Origin of the sequence: Bacillus sp. DU-106, from assembly GCF_004799705.1 — a bacterium.
Taxonomy (GTDB): Bacteria; Bacillota; Bacilli; order Bacillales; family Bacillaceae_G; genus Bacillus_A; species Bacillus_A cereus.
The window spans coordinates 4,656,238-4,670,503 of the sequence record NZ_CP026607.1 but is presented as its reverse complement, the minus strand read 5'-3'; the positions used below and the strand labels follow the sequence as shown (position 1 = coordinate 4,670,503).

Genomic DNA, 14,266 nt, shown 5'->3' with positions numbered 1-14,266 from the left:
TCAGGAAAGAAGGTCGTTACTACCATTGTACTCTACATGATAAAATTCATGCTTTAATCTACTTAAATTTTACAGAAATTTAACAAATATTCATATAGAAAAATATTGGTAGTTGACATTGTATATATGGTCAGTCAACTAACACATAAAATTCTACGTAAAACGCCAAATTCCTGCAAATTTTTTTGGAAAAACAAAAGAAAAACTAATAAGAAATATCTGAAATATTACAATTGTTCGGTATTTAGTTTTCGTGTATGGCATAAGAGATTTCTGTTTGTTATGATGAAAGAAACAATATAGTGAAGGATGGATGCGTGATGTCAGCGATTAATTGGACAGAAGAAGTTGCAAAACGAAAAGATGATTTAATTCGTGATACACAACAATTTTTACAAATTAAAAGTGTATGGGAAGAAGAATCTGCGAAAGAGGGCGCACCATTCGGTGAAGGTGTAGAAAAAGCTCTATCTTTCATGTTACATAAAGGAGAAGCTGAAGGTTTTGCTTCTAAAAATTTAGAAGGATATGCAGGTCATCTTGAAATGGGACAAGGAGAAGAATTAGTAGGTATTCTTTGTCACGTTGACGTTGTACCAGAAGGAGATGGCTGGACGACTCCCGCATATAGTGCGAATATTCGCGATGGAAAGATTTTTGCACGTGGTGCAATTGACGATAAAGGCCCAACGATGGCAGCATATTATGCAATGAAAATTGTGAAAGAATTAGGCTTACCTCTTTCAAAACGTGTTCGTATGATTATAGGAACAGATGAGGAAAGCAATTGGAAATGTGTAGATCACTACTTTAAAAATGAAGAAATGCCAACAATTGGTTTTGCACCGGATGCAGACTTTCCAATTATTAATGCAGAAAAAGGAATTTCTGATATACAAGTTGTGCAAAATGGTAGTGAAGAGAAAAAAGGTACATATGAACTTGTTTCATTTGATTCAGGGCGCCGTTTAAATATGGTTCCTGATTTTGCAGAAGCAGTTATCACAGGAGAAGATGTAAATGCACTTACAGTAGCATATGAAGAGTATTTACAAACTGCTAAAAAAATAGGGAAATCGACTATAGAAGGAAATACAGTGACGTTGCAAATAGAAGGAATTTCAGCGCACGGATCTACTCCTGAAAAAGGAGAAAATGCAGGTTTATTATTAGCAAACTTCTTAACTACAGTTTCACTTGATGGAAAAGCAACTGCATTTGCGACATTTGCAACAGAAACATTTACTGGTGATATTTTTGGTGAAAAAGCTACTATTGCTTACAAAGATGAAATTAGCGGTCCGTTAACAGTGAATGTCGGTCGCATTTCTTATACGAAAGAAAACGGTGGTAACTTAGGGCTAAACGTACGTTACCCAGTTACAACTAACTTTGAAGAAACAATTGTGAAGTTGAAAGAATATGTTGGTACGCATGGTTTTGAAGTGGCTGACTATTCTAATTCTCGCCCACATCACGTCGATAAAGATCACGTATTAATCCGTACGTTACAACGTGTGTATGAAGAACAAACAGGTGAAAAAGCAGAACTATTAGCAATCGGCGGCGGTACTTATGCTCGTTCATTAAAAGCTGGTGTGGCATTTGGCCCGCTATTCCCTGGAAAAGAAGAACTTGCACATCAAAAAGATGAGTATATCGAAATTGAAGACTTATTGAAAGCAACAGCAATTTACGCGCAAGCAATTCATGAATTAGCGAAGTAATGGATATATAAATAATGTCCGCTCTCTATTTTGGAGAGCGGCTTCTTTTTACCTGAATGAGATAAGAAAGAAAAGCAACAATAGAAAAGAAGGAGAAGATGTACATGGAACTGCATTATTTTGTCGCAATTACGTTACCGAATCATATAAAAGAAATGCTGTCTAACTATAAAGAGGATATGCAAGAGGAATTACAATTTCGTTCATGGGTACATAAAGAAGACTATCATATTACCCTTTCATTTTTAGGGAGTGCAACGGGGGAACAATTAGAGGGAATAAAGAATGGATTAAAAACAATTGCAGAAACAAAAGAACTATCGTTCACATTACAAGGTTTTTCAACGTTTGGTAGGGAAGATCAGCCTCGTATTTTTTGGGCGAAGGTAAGTGAGAATCACGATTTGTTTCAGTTGCAAAAGCAAATACATGCCATTTGTGAAGAAAATGGATTTTCTCTAGAAACACGCCCATATCACCCGCATATTACCGTTGCTCGTAAATGGATAGGAGAAGAAAAGTTTCGTTTAGAAAGTATAAAAGAAGTGCCTGAAATATCATTTCAAGCAGATACAATTACTTTATACGAATCCCACGTGAAAGAAACCCCGAAGTATAAATCGATTGCTGAAATAAAATTACAAAAATAGAATGTTGAAAACGTTTTTTATGCAGGTGAATATACTATAGAGAAGAATGGAGTTACTGTATAGAGTCTTGTTGATAAGAAAAGCCTTATCATTTGCAGCTCATTTTATCTCGCCTAATTGGTGAAGGCTAATAATAAGTGAGGATGGAGAAATTTTCTCGCTCATTAAAGTTTCACTTTATTTTAACTTTGAGAATGATGGTGATTTTTTTATGTTGAAAGTAAAACGTCCATTTGATGCCTATTTAGATGAAATGAATAAAATTACAATTTTGCTCCCACATGCGTATGGAACAAGTCGGACATTTCGTTTGCAAGAAGGAAGTAATGTGAAAGATTTACCGATTGCTCATACGATTGCGCTTCCAGATGCAACGAAGTATGAGTGCTTTATAGAAGAGCCGCTAGATGTGGGGAAGTATTATACAGTACGAGATGAACGGAATGAAGAAACTGATTTACAAATAGGTGCTGTTATTCGAACAAAAAGTTTCGATGAAAAGTATTATTACGAAGGTACAGATTTAGGTGCTGTTTATCAAAAAGAAGAAACGACATTTAAAGTATGGGCCCCAACTGCAAGGCTTGCGAAAGTAAGAATTTATAAGAGCGATAAAGAATATACCGATCATGAAATGTACAGGGGAGAAAACGGAGTTTGGATTCAAACATTACAAGGTGATTTAGACGGAGCACGCTATACATTTCTTGTTTGTATTAATTTAATATGGAACGAAGCTGTGGATCCTTATGCAAAGTCGGTGACGGTAAATGGAAAACATGGTGTTGTTATCAATTTAGAAAAAACGAATGTAACAAGACGAGAGGGATTACCAACATTACAATCAATGACAGATGCCATATTGTATGAACTGCATATTCGTGATGCGACTATACATCCAAATAGTGGAGTAATTCAAAAGGGAACATATAAAGGATTGATGGAAGAGGGAACAACAGCACGGAATGGGACATTAACAGGGTTGTCTCATATAAAAGATTTAGGTGTTACACATGTTGAACTATTACCTTTATATTGTTTCGGTGGTGTAGATGAGGCGAATCCTTCGTCCGCCTATAATTGGGGATATAATCCATTATATTACAATGCACCAACAGGATATTATGCTACAAACCCCTCTGATCCGTATAACAGGATAGTTGAGTGCAAACAACTAATTGAAACATTTCATGAACAAGGTATTAGGGTGATTATAGATGTTGTCTATAATCATGTTTATGAAAGAGAGCTATCATCATTTGAAAAGCTTGTTCCAGGATACTATTTTCGTCATGGTGAAGATGGTATGCCTTCTAATGGGACGGGAGTCGGAAATGATATAGCGTCTGAACGGAAAATGATGAGGAAATTCATTGTAGAGTCTATTTTATATTGGCTTACTGAATACAATGTCGATGGATTCCGATTCGACTTAATGGGAATTTTAGATGTTGATACGATGAATATGATAGAAAAAGAAGTGCGAAACATAAAACGAGATGCTTTGTTATTAGGAGAAGGATGGGATTTGCAAACACCGCTTCCTCGTGAGGAAAAAGCAACGTTAAATAATGCGAAGAAAATGCCACATATCGCGCAGTTTAATGATCAATTTCGTGATGGGATAAAAGGGAGTACATTTCATATAAATAAGCGTGGTTTTGCATTTGGTGGGCATGTAGACTGTAATCATTTGCAGTATATTGCAGCAGGAAGTCTTTTAAGTATGAAAGAAACAGGGCTGTTTCTAGAGCCAGCGCAAAGCATTAACTATGTAGAATGTCATGATAATATGACGATGTGGGATAAACTAGTGCGCAGTAATGAAGAATCAGAAACGATTTTGAAAAAACGTCACCTGTTAGCGAGCGCAATGGTTATTCTTTCACAAGGCATCCCTTTCTTACACGCAGGGCAAGAGTTTTATCGTACGAAGAAAGGAAATGAAAATAGTTATAATGCAAATGATGAGATCAATCAATTAGATTGGGATCAAAAAGAGAAAGAGATAGAGACCGTTAACTATATAAAAGGTTTAATTGCGATTCGTAAAGAGCATGGGGCATTCCGATTACAAAGCGCAGATCTTATAAAAAAACATATGACTTTTTTACAAACATCTACAGAAGTACTTGCATATCACCTAGAGCATGCAGAAACGTTTGGGCCATGGAAAGAGATTATCGTCTTATTTAATAGCGGTTTAGAAGCTAAAACTGTGCAACTTCCGAATGAAGCAACGTGGCATGTGTTAGTAAACGAAAACGAAGCGAAAATAGAGCCAATTTCTTCATTTAGAGGAAAGGAACTTAAGCTCGCTCCAATTAGCACGTATATATTGACGATAATGTGACAAATCGCTACTTGACGATGAGAATGTAATAAATGTAGAATTGACAAAGGTGACGATTTTGATAAGTTGTCATTCTATGACAGGTTTTGTAAAATAAAATAGAGGATTTTTGGCTTAGGCTAATTTTTCTTTTCATTTACAGTAAAATATATGAATCCACAACATGTGTAGAAATGTTGCGGTTTTTCTTTTCATAACTATAAAAGATAAGGATTTGTTAACGGGTAATGAATATGGAATGGTTGGAACAATTATTAGGAAAAGAGTGGAGTCTTGTACCGGCTGGTGGAGTAACGGGCGATGCATATATTGCGCAAAACGGACAACAGAAGTTATTTTTAAAGCGGAATACATCGCCCTTTTTAGCGGTATTGTCAGCAGAAGGAATTGTTCCAAAATTACTTTGGACAAGAAGGGTAACGAATGGTGATGTAATTTCTGCTCAAAAATGGCTTCCGGGACAGAAGCTAGAGCCAGAGGATATGAAACTAGAACGTGTTGCGAAACTTTTGAAGAAAATACACTCCTCTAAAGCGCTTGTACAGATGATTCAAAGACTTGGGAAGCAGCCGCTTCACGCACAAGAGTTATTACAACAACTGCAACTCGTTTTAAGAGGAGATATAAGGGATGATGAAACAATTCAGCAAGGCCTTCAATATTTAATGGATTCATTAAAAGCTATTGAATACAATGAATTCGTTGTATGCCATTGTGATGTAAATCATAACAACTGGCTATTGTCGGATGAAGATGAATTGTTTTTAATTGATTGGGATGGAGCTGTAATTGCTGACCCAGCTCTAGACCTCGGTATGTTATTATATTGGTACATTCCGCGCCAGGAATGGAGTGAGTGGCTCGGTTACTATGATATTGAAATGGATGAATCGCTGCTTAGGCGTATGAGATGGTATGTGATAGCACAAACGATTTTGTCTATTCAATGGCATACAACAAAAAAACAGCAAGCAGAAGCTGAATATTGGCATCAATATTTACAGCAACTACTTGCTTCAGAATGATACTTAAGAAAAATTGTCCATTCCAGCAATCCACTGAGTAAGTTGTTCTTGATTATTGGAAATATGGTTGTCCAAATTAGAGGAAGATTTACCCGATTGACTATAAGAATATACATCGTTTAGCATTGTTTTAGCGTCACTACTTATATTATCGTTTGCGAGTAACGATTGAATGAGGCGCTCTAATTGCTCGCATTCTGAAACTGTCCCGCAGCAATCACTTTGGTGGTTGACTAAAATATCTTTCAGCACTTCTAATTGATGTTGTTGATTAATTGGCATGAACGGATCATCCTTTCGATTGTTTTTCTCTTCAAATGTAAGAGAAAAAGCTGTTTCGTCATGGAATGTTTAATGCTGTATGTAGTTTTTATCAAAATGGTACATCTTATACTTGAAAGAAACGGACCGAGTGCTCGTACGTACTTGGTTTTTTGTTTGGTAGATTGATTAGAAAAGAAAGAAGGAATTATTCCTTTAAAATAGCTATGTAAAGAGAGGGAAACATCTATGCGTTTAAGACATAAACCGTATGCAATGGATCGAATTAATGAATATTCACATATCGTAATCGGAAACCCAGAGGAGCGCGCTGGTAGCTGGAAAGAAGTATTTGGAAACGAACAACCAATTCACATTGAAGTAGGTACAGGTCGTGGCCGCTTCATGTATGATATGGCGAAAGCGAATCCACATATTAATTATATTGGAATTGAAAAATTCACAAGTGTTGTTGTAGATGCACTTGATAAATTAATTGAAGAAGAATTACCAAACTTAAAGTTAATTAATAAAGATGCTGAAGATTTAACAGTTTTCTTTGCGAAAGGTGAAATTGATCGCGTTTATTTAAACTTCTCAGATCCATGGCCAAAGAAACGTCATACGAAGCGTCGTTTAACGTATAAAACATTTTTACGTAATTACGAAGAAGTGTTAGTAGAAGGCGGAGAAATTCATTTCAAAACAGATAACCAAGGTTTATTTGAATATTCTCTTATGAGTATGGCTGAGTATGGTATGTTACTAACGTACTTAAGCTTAGATCTTCATAACAGCGACTTTGAAGGTAACATCATGACTGAATACGAAGAGAAATTCTCTAGTAAAGGTCATCGTATTTACCGAGTTGAAGCAAAATATCGTACAGAGCCTATGCAGTAATGCGTAGGTTTTTTTACACCTAAAATAATCAGAATTTTATGTTAAAATTAATTAAAAAGGGGGATGTGTAATGGAACAGTTACAAATTGGAGATATAAAAGTAACGTGGTTAAAAGGCGGGAATACACATTTAGATGGAGGAGCAATGTTTGGAGTCGTGCCGAAAGTACTTTGGTCACGTAAATATAAACATAATGATACAAATCATATTTATTTACGAACAGATCCGTTACTTTTGCAAACAAAAGATGGAAATATGCTCATTGATTCCGGGATAGGAAACGGTAAGTTAAATGAGAAGATGAAACGCAATCAAGGTGTAACAGAAGAATCATCGGTTTATGAATCATTAGAAAAATTAGGATTAAAGCCTGAAGATATCGACTACGTCTTGATGACACATCTTCATTTTGATCATGCATCTGGTCTAACAAAATGGGAAGATGATCACCTTGTACCGGCATTTCCAAATGCGAAAGTTTACGTAAGTGAAACAGAATGGAATGAAATGAGGAATCCAAACATTAGATCACGTAATACATATTGGAAGGAAAATTGGGAGCCAATTGTAGATCAAGTTGTTACGTTCCAGCAAGAAATAGAAATTACAGATGAAATCAAGATGGCACATACGGGTGGGCATAGTGATGGACATGCAGTCATCATTTTGGAGAGTCAAGGGGAAACGATGCTACATTTAGCAGATCTCTTGCCGACGCACGCGCATCAAAATGTATTATGGGTAATGGCATACGATGATTATCCGATGACCTCGATTGAAAATAAACAAAAATGGATGAAGTATGGTGCTGAAAAAGAGGCATGGTTTACGTTTTACCATGACGCATATTATCGCGCTGTGAAGTGGAATGAGGAAGGTCATATCGTAGAAAAAATAGAACGGAAAACGAGTATAGAAGCATAAAAATAGGAGGTTGTTCCATCATATTTATTGGAGCAGCTTCTTTTTTATTGTCGGGTTTTGTCGGTAAGTCGATATATTTAAAAAATCGCTGATATAATTTTAATCAATACCCGCAATTTCAAAAAAATAAGAGGTTCACCTAATGGGAACCCTCCGTTTTATGCTGCTATAACCTCTAAAACAGTACCTGTTTTAGCATCAACTAAAAATTCAAATCGTTCTTGTATATCATCTAACATAGTTGTAAGACCGCCGCGATAAACTTCATATGCGACATCATATTTTTCAAATGTCTCTGGAACCATATGTACCCAAGAGCCAGTAATTTCACCTTTATGACTTAATGCTTGTTTCACCATTTTCAATGCTTTTTCTGAAGAAATATGGGATTGTTCTTGTACTTTGTTTGCAACGAGATAACCAGCTGCGAACCCAACGCCAAGACCTGCTACTAAACCTTTCCAGCTCATATATTCACCTCAATTCTATAAAATAAAAATAGTGTACCGATAATAATTATAAAGCAAATACAGCTAAAAAAGAAGAAACTAGAAACATTTCGAAAATTTCGTTACAATAAAAGAGGTATTCTACTAAGGTTTGAAAGAAGGGGACTTCGTGAATAAAGAGACATTGCAATTATTTCGTACGTTAACAGAATTACAAGGTGCATCAGGTTTCGAACATGATGTACGCCGTTTTATGAAACAAGAATTAAGCAAATATGCGGATGAAATTGTACAAGACGGTTTAGGTAGCGTATTTGGTCTGAAAAAAGGGGACGAAACTGGCCCGCGTGTTCTTGTAGCAGGTCATATGGATGAAGTAGGTTTCATGGTTACGCAAATTACGAAAAACGGAATGCTTCGTTTTCAAACGTTAGGCGGCTGGTGGAGCCAAGTTTTATTAGCACAGCGTGTACAAGTTATGACGAAGAATGGTCCTGTTATTGGGGTTGTTGGTTCTATTCCTCCTCATTTATTAAGTGACGCGCAACGTGCAAAACCGATGGATATAAAAAATATGTTAATTGATATAGGTGCAGATAGTTATGAAGATGCGATTGAAATTGGTGTAAAACCAGGACAACAAATCGTGCCGATCTGCCCGTTTACACCGATGGCAAATGAGAAGAAAATTATGGCGAAAGCTTGGGACAACCGTTACGGATGTGGTCTTGCAATCGAATTGTTAAAAGAATTAAAAGACGAAACATTACCAAATACATTATATTCTGGTGCTACTGTACAAGAAGAAGTAGGTCTTCGCGGAGCGCAAACCGCTGCAAATATGATTCAACCAGACATTTTCTATGCGCTTGATGCAAGTCCAGCAAACGATGCATCTGGTGACAAAACGCAGTTCGGTCAATTAGGAAAAGGTGCCCTTCTTCGTATTTACGATCGCACGATGGTAACACATAGAGGAATGCGCGAATTCATTTTAGATACAGCAGAAACACACAACATTCCGTACCAATACTTTATTTCACAAGGTGGTACAGATGCGGGCCGTGTACATACAAGTAACTCAGGTATCCCATCAGCAGTAATTGGTGTTTGTGCACGCTACATTCATACACATGCTTCTATTTTACATGTTGATGACTATGCGGCAGCAAAAGAGTTAATTACGAAGCTTGTAAGAGCAACAGATAAAACGACGTTAGAGACAATTAAGAATAACGCGTAGAGAGGAAGAAGGGCTGAAGAGCCTTTCTTTTTTTAGCTTGAATAGATGACCCATCCATGAGTGGGAGCGGTCAGTGCCTAATTGGTGCTCGAATGGTGTATTAAGACCCTAGATAGGAAAAGAGAGGAAGGCTGTTTTTGTTTTTGAAGACGGTAATATTGTTAGAAAACCCTTCTTTTTTAGCTTGAATAGATGACCCATCCATGAGTGGGAATGGTCAGTGCTTAATTGGTGTTCGAATGATGTATGAAGACCCCAAGTAGGAAGTGAGAGGAAGGCTGTTTTTGTTTTTGAAGACGGTAATGTTGCTAGAAAAAACCTTCTTTTTTAGGCTGAATAGATGACTTGGTGATATGTGGTAGTGGTTGATGCTTAATTCGTATCTGATAGGGATATTAGAATAGAATGATGAATTTTTATAGAGGTGAACGAAATGAAAGTAGTAGTAGGATCAAAGAATAAAACGAAGGTTGGCGCTGTGGAGAAGGTTTGGAAAGATGCTGAAATTACATCTCTTTCTGTTCCGTCAGGAGTATCAGCTCAGCCTTTCTCAGATGAAGAGACGATGCAAGGAGCGATTAATAGAGCGAAGCGAGCGCTAGAGGAAGGAGAAGCTCCAATTGGTATTGGGCTAGAAGGCGGCGTAATGAAAACGGAGCACGGTTTATTTATGTGTAACTGGGGCGCGCTAGCAACAATGGATGGGAAAGTATTTGTGGCCGGAGGAGCGCGTATTACGTTACCAGACGATTTTTTAGCACCTCTTGAAGATGGTAAGGAATTAAGCGAAGTGATGGAAGAGTTTGTGCAGCGAAAAGATATTCGTAGTCACGAAGGTGCTATCGGTATTTTTACAGATGATTATGTCGACCGCACGGAATTATTTGTACACGTTGTTAAGTTGTTAGTTGGGCAATATAAGTATGACAAAAAGCAAGCATAAACCTTGCACCGTGCGCGATGTATGGTAGTATAAAAGAAAGATTATAACATGAAAAATGCACCCGTTAGAGGAGGAAATATAGATGAAGTCATTAGAAAGCATGGAGCAATTCCAACAGTTAAAAAATGAAGAGAATGTAGTCTTTATGTTCTCAGCAGAATGGTGCCCAGACTGCCGCTTTGTAGATCCATTTATGCCAGAAGTAGAAGAGAAATATAGTGATTTCTCATTTTACTATGTAGATCGTGATGAGTTTATTGATCTATGTGTAAAATTAGACGTATTTGGCATTCCGAGCTTTGTAGCGTACAATAAAGGTGAAGAAACTGGTCGCTATGTAAACAAAGATCGTAAAACACAAGAACAAATCGAAGAGTTCATTGAAGGTTTAAAATAAGGCAATTTGCCAATTGAATTGTAAAACAACCTCTACCTTCGCGGGGGAGGTTATTTTTTTGGAAGGGAGGAAAAAAGAGATGAAGATGACAAGTAAAAAGATGAAAGATGAGTTAATAAAGAAATTATCTCGCCCAGAATGGGACTTTCAGTATGATAGTGAGAAAGAAGTTTTACGTATTGAACAAACAGACTCCAAAAAAGGTATTAACGTATCGCTTCCAGGAGTTGTGGCAAAATGGGAAGTGAACAAGGAAAAGGCAATTGAAGAAGTTGCTTATTACGTACAAGAAGCGCTAATTGCGATGCATAAAGAAGAAAATAGCGGAGCGAAAATTTTACCTGTTATTCGCTCTACTTCTTTCCCGAAACAAGCAGAAGAAGGAAATCCGTTTATTATGACGGATCATACGGCGGAAACACGTATTTACTACGCGCTAGATTCGAATAAAACGTATCGACTAATTGATGAGCGTCTATTACAAAAATTAGAACTTACAGAACAGCAAGTGCGTGAAATGGCATTATTCAACGCACGCTCATTAGGTTATGAATTTAAACAAGACACAGTAGCGGGTAATACATTCTACTTTTTAAACACAAATGATGGGTATGACGCGACTCGTATTTTAAACGAATCGTTACTACAATCGATGCGTGAAAAGATTTCTGGTGACATGGTTGTTGCTGTTCCTCACCAAGATGTATTAATTATTGCTGATATCGTCAACGAAATCGGTTATGATATTATTGCACAAATGACAATGAAATTTTTTGCCGAAGGGCATGTTCCGATTACATCACTTTCATTCGTATATGAAGATGGAGAATTTGAACCAATCTTTATTTTAGCGAAAAATCGGAAGAAGACAGATGGAAAAGAGAAAGGATGAACGAAGTGAACGTTTTTTACAACCTTGAAGGAATTGGTGACACTTTAATTGTTGCCTTACAAGATATTACTTTAGAGAACCGTACTTTTGATCGCAAAGGAGATGTTGCACGCGTATATGATCGTGAAAGCAATGTAACAGCAGGATTCAACATCTTTAATGCATCTTCTTACTTAGAAGTAAAAGAAACAGGCAACCTTACATTAACGAAAGAGCTTGTAGAGAAAATCAACGAAATTTTAGCGAAGAATGGCTTTGAAGAAACAGTAGAAGCAGATCTTTCTCCGAAATTTGTTGTAGGCTATGTAGCTGAAAAAGAAAAGCATCCAAATGCTGACAAGCTAAACATCTGTAAAGTAGAAATCGGTACAGAAACATTACAAATCGTATGTGGTGCACCAAACGTTGATGCAGGACAAAAAGTTGTCGTTGCAAAAATTGGTGCTGTAATGCCAAGTGGTATGTTAATTAAACCAGCAGAACTTCGCGGTGTTCCTTCTTCTGGAATGATCTGCTCTGCACGTGAATTAGAGCTTCCAGATGCTCCACAAGAAAAAGGTATTCTTGTATTAGAAGATAGCTTTGAAGTTGGACAAGAGTTTAAATTTTAATTGATATAAGAAAAGAGAGGTTGTCCTTTTGGGCAGCCTCTCTTTTTGTTTTGTCATTTTTTGTTGGTAAGTCGATATTCCGTGTCGAATCGTTGATATATGTAGAGTTACGATAGATATATTTGAAAAATCGTTGATATATGTAGAGTTACGATAGATATATTTGAAAAATCGTTGATATATGTAGAGTTACGATAGATATATTTGAAAAATCGTTGATATATGTAGAGTTACGATAGATATATTTGAAAAATCGTTGATATATGTAGAGTTACGATAGATATATTTGAAAAATTGTTGATATATTGAGAGTTTTGACAGATATATTCAAAAAATCATTCATATTATAAGGATGTCACCTTTTTTCTTAAAATCTATATTGTATTTTATAAACAAACTAGTTAAAATTTAGAAAAATAGAAGGGGATAGACGTATGAAACAACAAATAAAAATCGCAGAACTTCTAAAACGAATTGAAACTTCAAAACAGCAAGATATTGAGCTAGGTACTTATGAAATATATGTGTTTAGTGAAAGTGAATTAGAAAAAGGACAAATCGGTTACCGATACGATAAACATAAAAATTCATTAATAAGTGAAGAAAACGGAAAGTGGCAAGAAGGATGGATTACAATTGGATATGAAACGGATATGGGCGATCCAGTTTTCGTAAATATAGATGATGACGCTTATCCGGTTTATACTGCAGAACGTGGTACAGAAAAATGGCAGCCAGTTTATATTGGAAATATGGATGAGATTATAGGGCAATTATAAGAAAAACTTTGAATCTGGTGCAAAGTGATGGGAGAGAAGTATGAAGTATATAAAAATAATGAGCATGATTGCATTCATTGGAATATATATGGCCGGTTGTTCACAAGAGCAGCCGAAAAAAGAAACTACATCTTCTATACAAGAGAAAAACAAAGATACCAAAGAAGACGCACCGGTAGAAAAACAGCAAGAACAAGAAATAAACGAAGAATTGCAAGCAATTCAAACGAATGAGCAAGTAGAACATAAGCAAGAGGAAGTATCATCTGAGGAAAAGAAAGAAGAAACTACGCCAGTACAGCCAACTGAGCAACCAGTGCAAAATAATGAACAAAAAGTAGGGAGTAATGAAAAACAAGAGAAGTTTCTCGTCGTTATTGATCCAGGACATCAACAAAAAGCGAATTTAAATTTAGAGCCAATTGGACCAGGGGCAACAACGCAAAAATATAAAGTGACAGACGGTACAACAGGTGTTGTGACGAAAAAGAGAGAGGCTGTACTTGTATTAGAAATGGCTTTTTTATTAAAAGAAAAGCTTGAAGCAAAAGGGATACAAGTATTAATGACGAGAACATCACAAGACGTTGATATAAGTAATAAAGAACGGGCGACATTCGCAAATAATCATAAGGCGAATTTATTTTTACGTCTTCATGCAGATGGTTCTGAAAATCCAAACGAAAGTGGGTTTGCTGTATTGACGCCGGCAGAAGGAAGTCCGTATACGAAAGAGATTTATGCGGAAAGTCTTCAAATCTCTCAAATGATTGTAAATAAAATGAGGGAGAACCAGCAAGTAAAAGTAAATGGAATTAAATTTCGGGATGATCTTTCTGGATTTAATTGGGCAAAGGTTCCTGGTGTGTTATTAGAACTTGGGTTTATGTCAAACCATGAAGAAGATAAAAAATTATCTGACCCGCAGTATGTAAATTCTTTATTGCAAAGTGTAACGGATAGTATAGATGCATATCGGAAGAGTAAAGCTTAAGCGCAGTCTTACATGAAAGGCTGCGTTTTTTCATATGAAACACTCGTAAATTAGAATATTGTGGATAAATATGACATGCTTAATTTTACCTGCACTTTTTGCCGAATGCTGATA

At 36.4% G+C, this 14,266-nt stretch carries 15 protein-coding genes; 13 read left to right on the top strand and 2 right to left on the bottom strand.

What is annotated here, in order from left to right; all coding sequences use genetic code 11:
- Nucleotides 1-320: 320 nt before the first annotated feature.
- From pepV to C3Y97_RS23770, 4 genes are all read left to right on the top strand, one after another.
- Complete coding sequence (gene pepV, locus C3Y97_RS23785; protein ID WP_017656274.1) at nt 321-1,727, top strand: dipeptidase PepV; 1,407 nt, start codon at nt 321-323, stop codon at nt 1,725-1,727.
- A 104-nt stretch (nt 1,728-1,831) separates the two neighbouring features.
- Complete coding sequence (thpR, locus tag C3Y97_RS23780) at nt 1,832-2,377, top strand: RNA 2',3'-cyclic phosphodiesterase (RefSeq protein WP_000418986.1); 546 nt, start codon at nt 1,832-1,834, stop codon at nt 2,375-2,377.
- 211 nt (nt 2,378-2,588) lie between these two features.
- Nucleotides 2,589-4,730, top strand: coding sequence for a type I pullulanase (gene pulA / locus C3Y97_RS23775; RefSeq protein WP_136363674.1), 2,142 nt, complete (start codon nt 2,589-2,591; stop codon nt 4,728-4,730).
- A 227-nt stretch (nt 4,731-4,957) separates the two neighbouring features.
- Complete coding sequence (locus tag C3Y97_RS23770) at nt 4,958-5,755, top strand: phosphotransferase family protein (RefSeq protein ID WP_001986674.1); 798 nt, start codon at nt 4,958-4,960, stop codon at nt 5,753-5,755.
- Nucleotides 5,756-5,758: 3 nt separating this feature from the next.
- On the opposite strand, the gene C3Y97_RS23765 is transcribed toward C3Y97_RS23770, so the two are convergent.
- A complete protein-coding gene (locus C3Y97_RS23765) occupies nt 5,759-6,037 on the bottom strand; it encodes a YtzH-like family protein (protein WP_001122235.1) in 279 nt (92 codons plus the stop codon).
- Nucleotides 6,038-6,265: 228 nt separating this feature from the next.
- Here C3Y97_RS23765 and trmB point away from each other — a divergent pair, with 228 nt between their 5' ends.
- Both trmB and C3Y97_RS23755 read left to right on the top strand, forming a co-directional pair.
- Nucleotides 6,266-6,919 carry a tRNA (guanosine(46)-N7)-methyltransferase TrmB gene (trmB, locus tag C3Y97_RS23760; RefSeq protein WP_001239385.1) on the top strand — a complete coding sequence of 218 codons (654 nt, stop codon included), beginning with the start codon at nt 6,266-6,268 and terminating at the stop codon, nt 6,917-6,919.
- 70 nt (nt 6,920-6,989) lie between these two features.
- Nucleotides 6,990-7,844 (top strand): YtnP family quorum-quenching lactonase, encoded by an 855-nt coding sequence (locus tag C3Y97_RS23755; RefSeq protein ID WP_000436849.1) that lies wholly within the window; start codon nt 6,990-6,992, stop codon nt 7,842-7,844.
- A gap of 158 nt (nt 7,845-8,002) precedes the next feature.
- On the opposite strand, the gene C3Y97_RS23750 is transcribed toward C3Y97_RS23755, so the two are convergent.
- Entirely contained in the window at nt 8,003-8,314 is a 312-nt protein-coding gene (locus C3Y97_RS23750; protein WP_000118541.1) for a PepSY domain-containing protein, read from the bottom strand.
- A gap of 148 nt (nt 8,315-8,462) precedes the next feature.
- Here C3Y97_RS23750 and C3Y97_RS23745 point away from each other — a divergent pair, with 148 nt between their 5' ends.
- The 7 genes from C3Y97_RS23745 (at nt 8,463) to C3Y97_RS23715 (ending at nt 14,152) form a co-directional block, all read left to right on the top strand.
- The gene (locus tag C3Y97_RS23745; RefSeq protein ID WP_001031515.1) at nt 8,463-9,536 is read left to right on the top strand and encodes a M42 family metallopeptidase; all 1,074 of its coding nucleotides are present in this window, start codon (nt 8,463-8,465) and stop codon (nt 9,534-9,536) included.
- Between the two features lie 433 nt (nt 9,537-9,969).
- Nucleotides 9,970-10,479, top strand: coding sequence for a DUF84 family protein (locus tag C3Y97_RS23740; protein WP_000869940.1), 510 nt, complete (start codon nt 9,970-9,972; stop codon nt 10,477-10,479).
- 82 nt (nt 10,480-10,561) lie between these two features.
- A complete protein-coding gene (locus C3Y97_RS23735; RefSeq protein WP_000838193.1) occupies nt 10,562-10,876 on the top strand; it encodes a thioredoxin family protein in 315 nt (104 codons plus the stop codon).
- 79 nt (nt 10,877-10,955) lie between these two features.
- Complete coding sequence (locus C3Y97_RS23730; RefSeq protein ID WP_002180003.1) at nt 10,956-11,768, top strand: DUF1444 domain-containing protein; 813 nt, start codon at nt 10,956-10,958, stop codon at nt 11,766-11,768.
- Nucleotides 11,765-12,379 carry a YtpR family tRNA-binding protein gene (gene ytpR / locus C3Y97_RS23725; RefSeq protein WP_001006770.1) on the top strand — a complete coding sequence of 205 codons (615 nt, stop codon included), beginning with the start codon at nt 11,765-11,767 and terminating at the stop codon, nt 12,377-12,379. The genes C3Y97_RS23730 and ytpR overlap by 4 nt, the downstream gene beginning before the upstream one ends.
- Nucleotides 12,380-12,813: 434 nt before the next feature.
- Nucleotides 12,814-13,158 (top strand): hypothetical protein, encoded by a 345-nt coding sequence (locus C3Y97_RS23720; RefSeq protein WP_000813166.1) that lies wholly within the window; start codon nt 12,814-12,816, stop codon nt 13,156-13,158.
- Nucleotides 13,159-13,198: 40 nt separating this feature from the next.
- Complete coding sequence (locus C3Y97_RS23715; RefSeq protein ID WP_071740566.1) at nt 13,199-14,152, top strand: N-acetylmuramoyl-L-alanine amidase; 954 nt, start codon at nt 13,199-13,201, stop codon at nt 14,150-14,152.
- Nucleotides 14,153-14,266 lie beyond the last annotated feature (114 nt).

Coding starts and splice junctions, on each gene's coding strand:
- trmB (WP_001239385.1), top strand. CDS start 6,266: ATGCGTTTAAGACATAAACCGTATGCAATGGATCGAATTAATGAATAT.
- pulA (WP_136363674.1), top strand. CDS start 2,589: ATGTTGAAAGTAAAACGTCCATTTGATGCCTATTTAGATGAAATGAAT.
- ytpR (WP_001006770.1), top strand. CDS start 11,765: ATGAACGAAGTGAACGTTTTTTACAACCTTGAAGGAATTGGTGACACT.
- C3Y97_RS23735 (WP_000838193.1), top strand. CDS start 10,562: ATGAAGTCATTAGAAAGCATGGAGCAATTCCAACAGTTAAAAAATGAA.
- C3Y97_RS23770 (WP_001986674.1), top strand. CDS start 4,958: ATGAATATGGAATGGTTGGAACAATTATTAGGAAAAGAGTGGAGTCTT.
- pepV (WP_017656274.1), top strand. CDS start 321: ATGTCAGCGATTAATTGGACAGAAGAAGTTGCAAAACGAAAAGATGAT.
- C3Y97_RS23750 (WP_000118541.1), bottom strand. CDS start 8,314: ATGAGCTGGAAAGGTTTAGTAGCAGGTCTTGGCGTTGGGTTCGCAGCT.
- C3Y97_RS23715 (WP_071740566.1), top strand. CDS start 13,199: ATGAAGTATATAAAAATAATGAGCATGATTGCATTCATTGGAATATAT.
- C3Y97_RS23740 (WP_000869940.1), top strand. CDS start 9,970: ATGAAAGTAGTAGTAGGATCAAAGAATAAAACGAAGGTTGGCGCTGTG.
- C3Y97_RS23730 (WP_002180003.1), top strand. CDS start 10,956: ATGAAGATGACAAGTAAAAAGATGAAAGATGAGTTAATAAAGAAATTA.
- thpR (WP_000418986.1), top strand. CDS start 1,832: ATGGAACTGCATTATTTTGTCGCAATTACGTTACCGAATCATATAAAA.
- C3Y97_RS23765 (WP_001122235.1), bottom strand. CDS start 6,037: ATGCCAATTAATCAACAACATCAATTAGAAGTGCTGAAAGATATTTTA.
- C3Y97_RS23755 (WP_000436849.1), top strand. CDS start 6,990: ATGGAACAGTTACAAATTGGAGATATAAAAGTAACGTGGTTAAAAGGC.
- C3Y97_RS23720 (WP_000813166.1), top strand. CDS start 12,814: ATGAAACAACAAATAAAAATCGCAGAACTTCTAAAACGAATTGAAACT.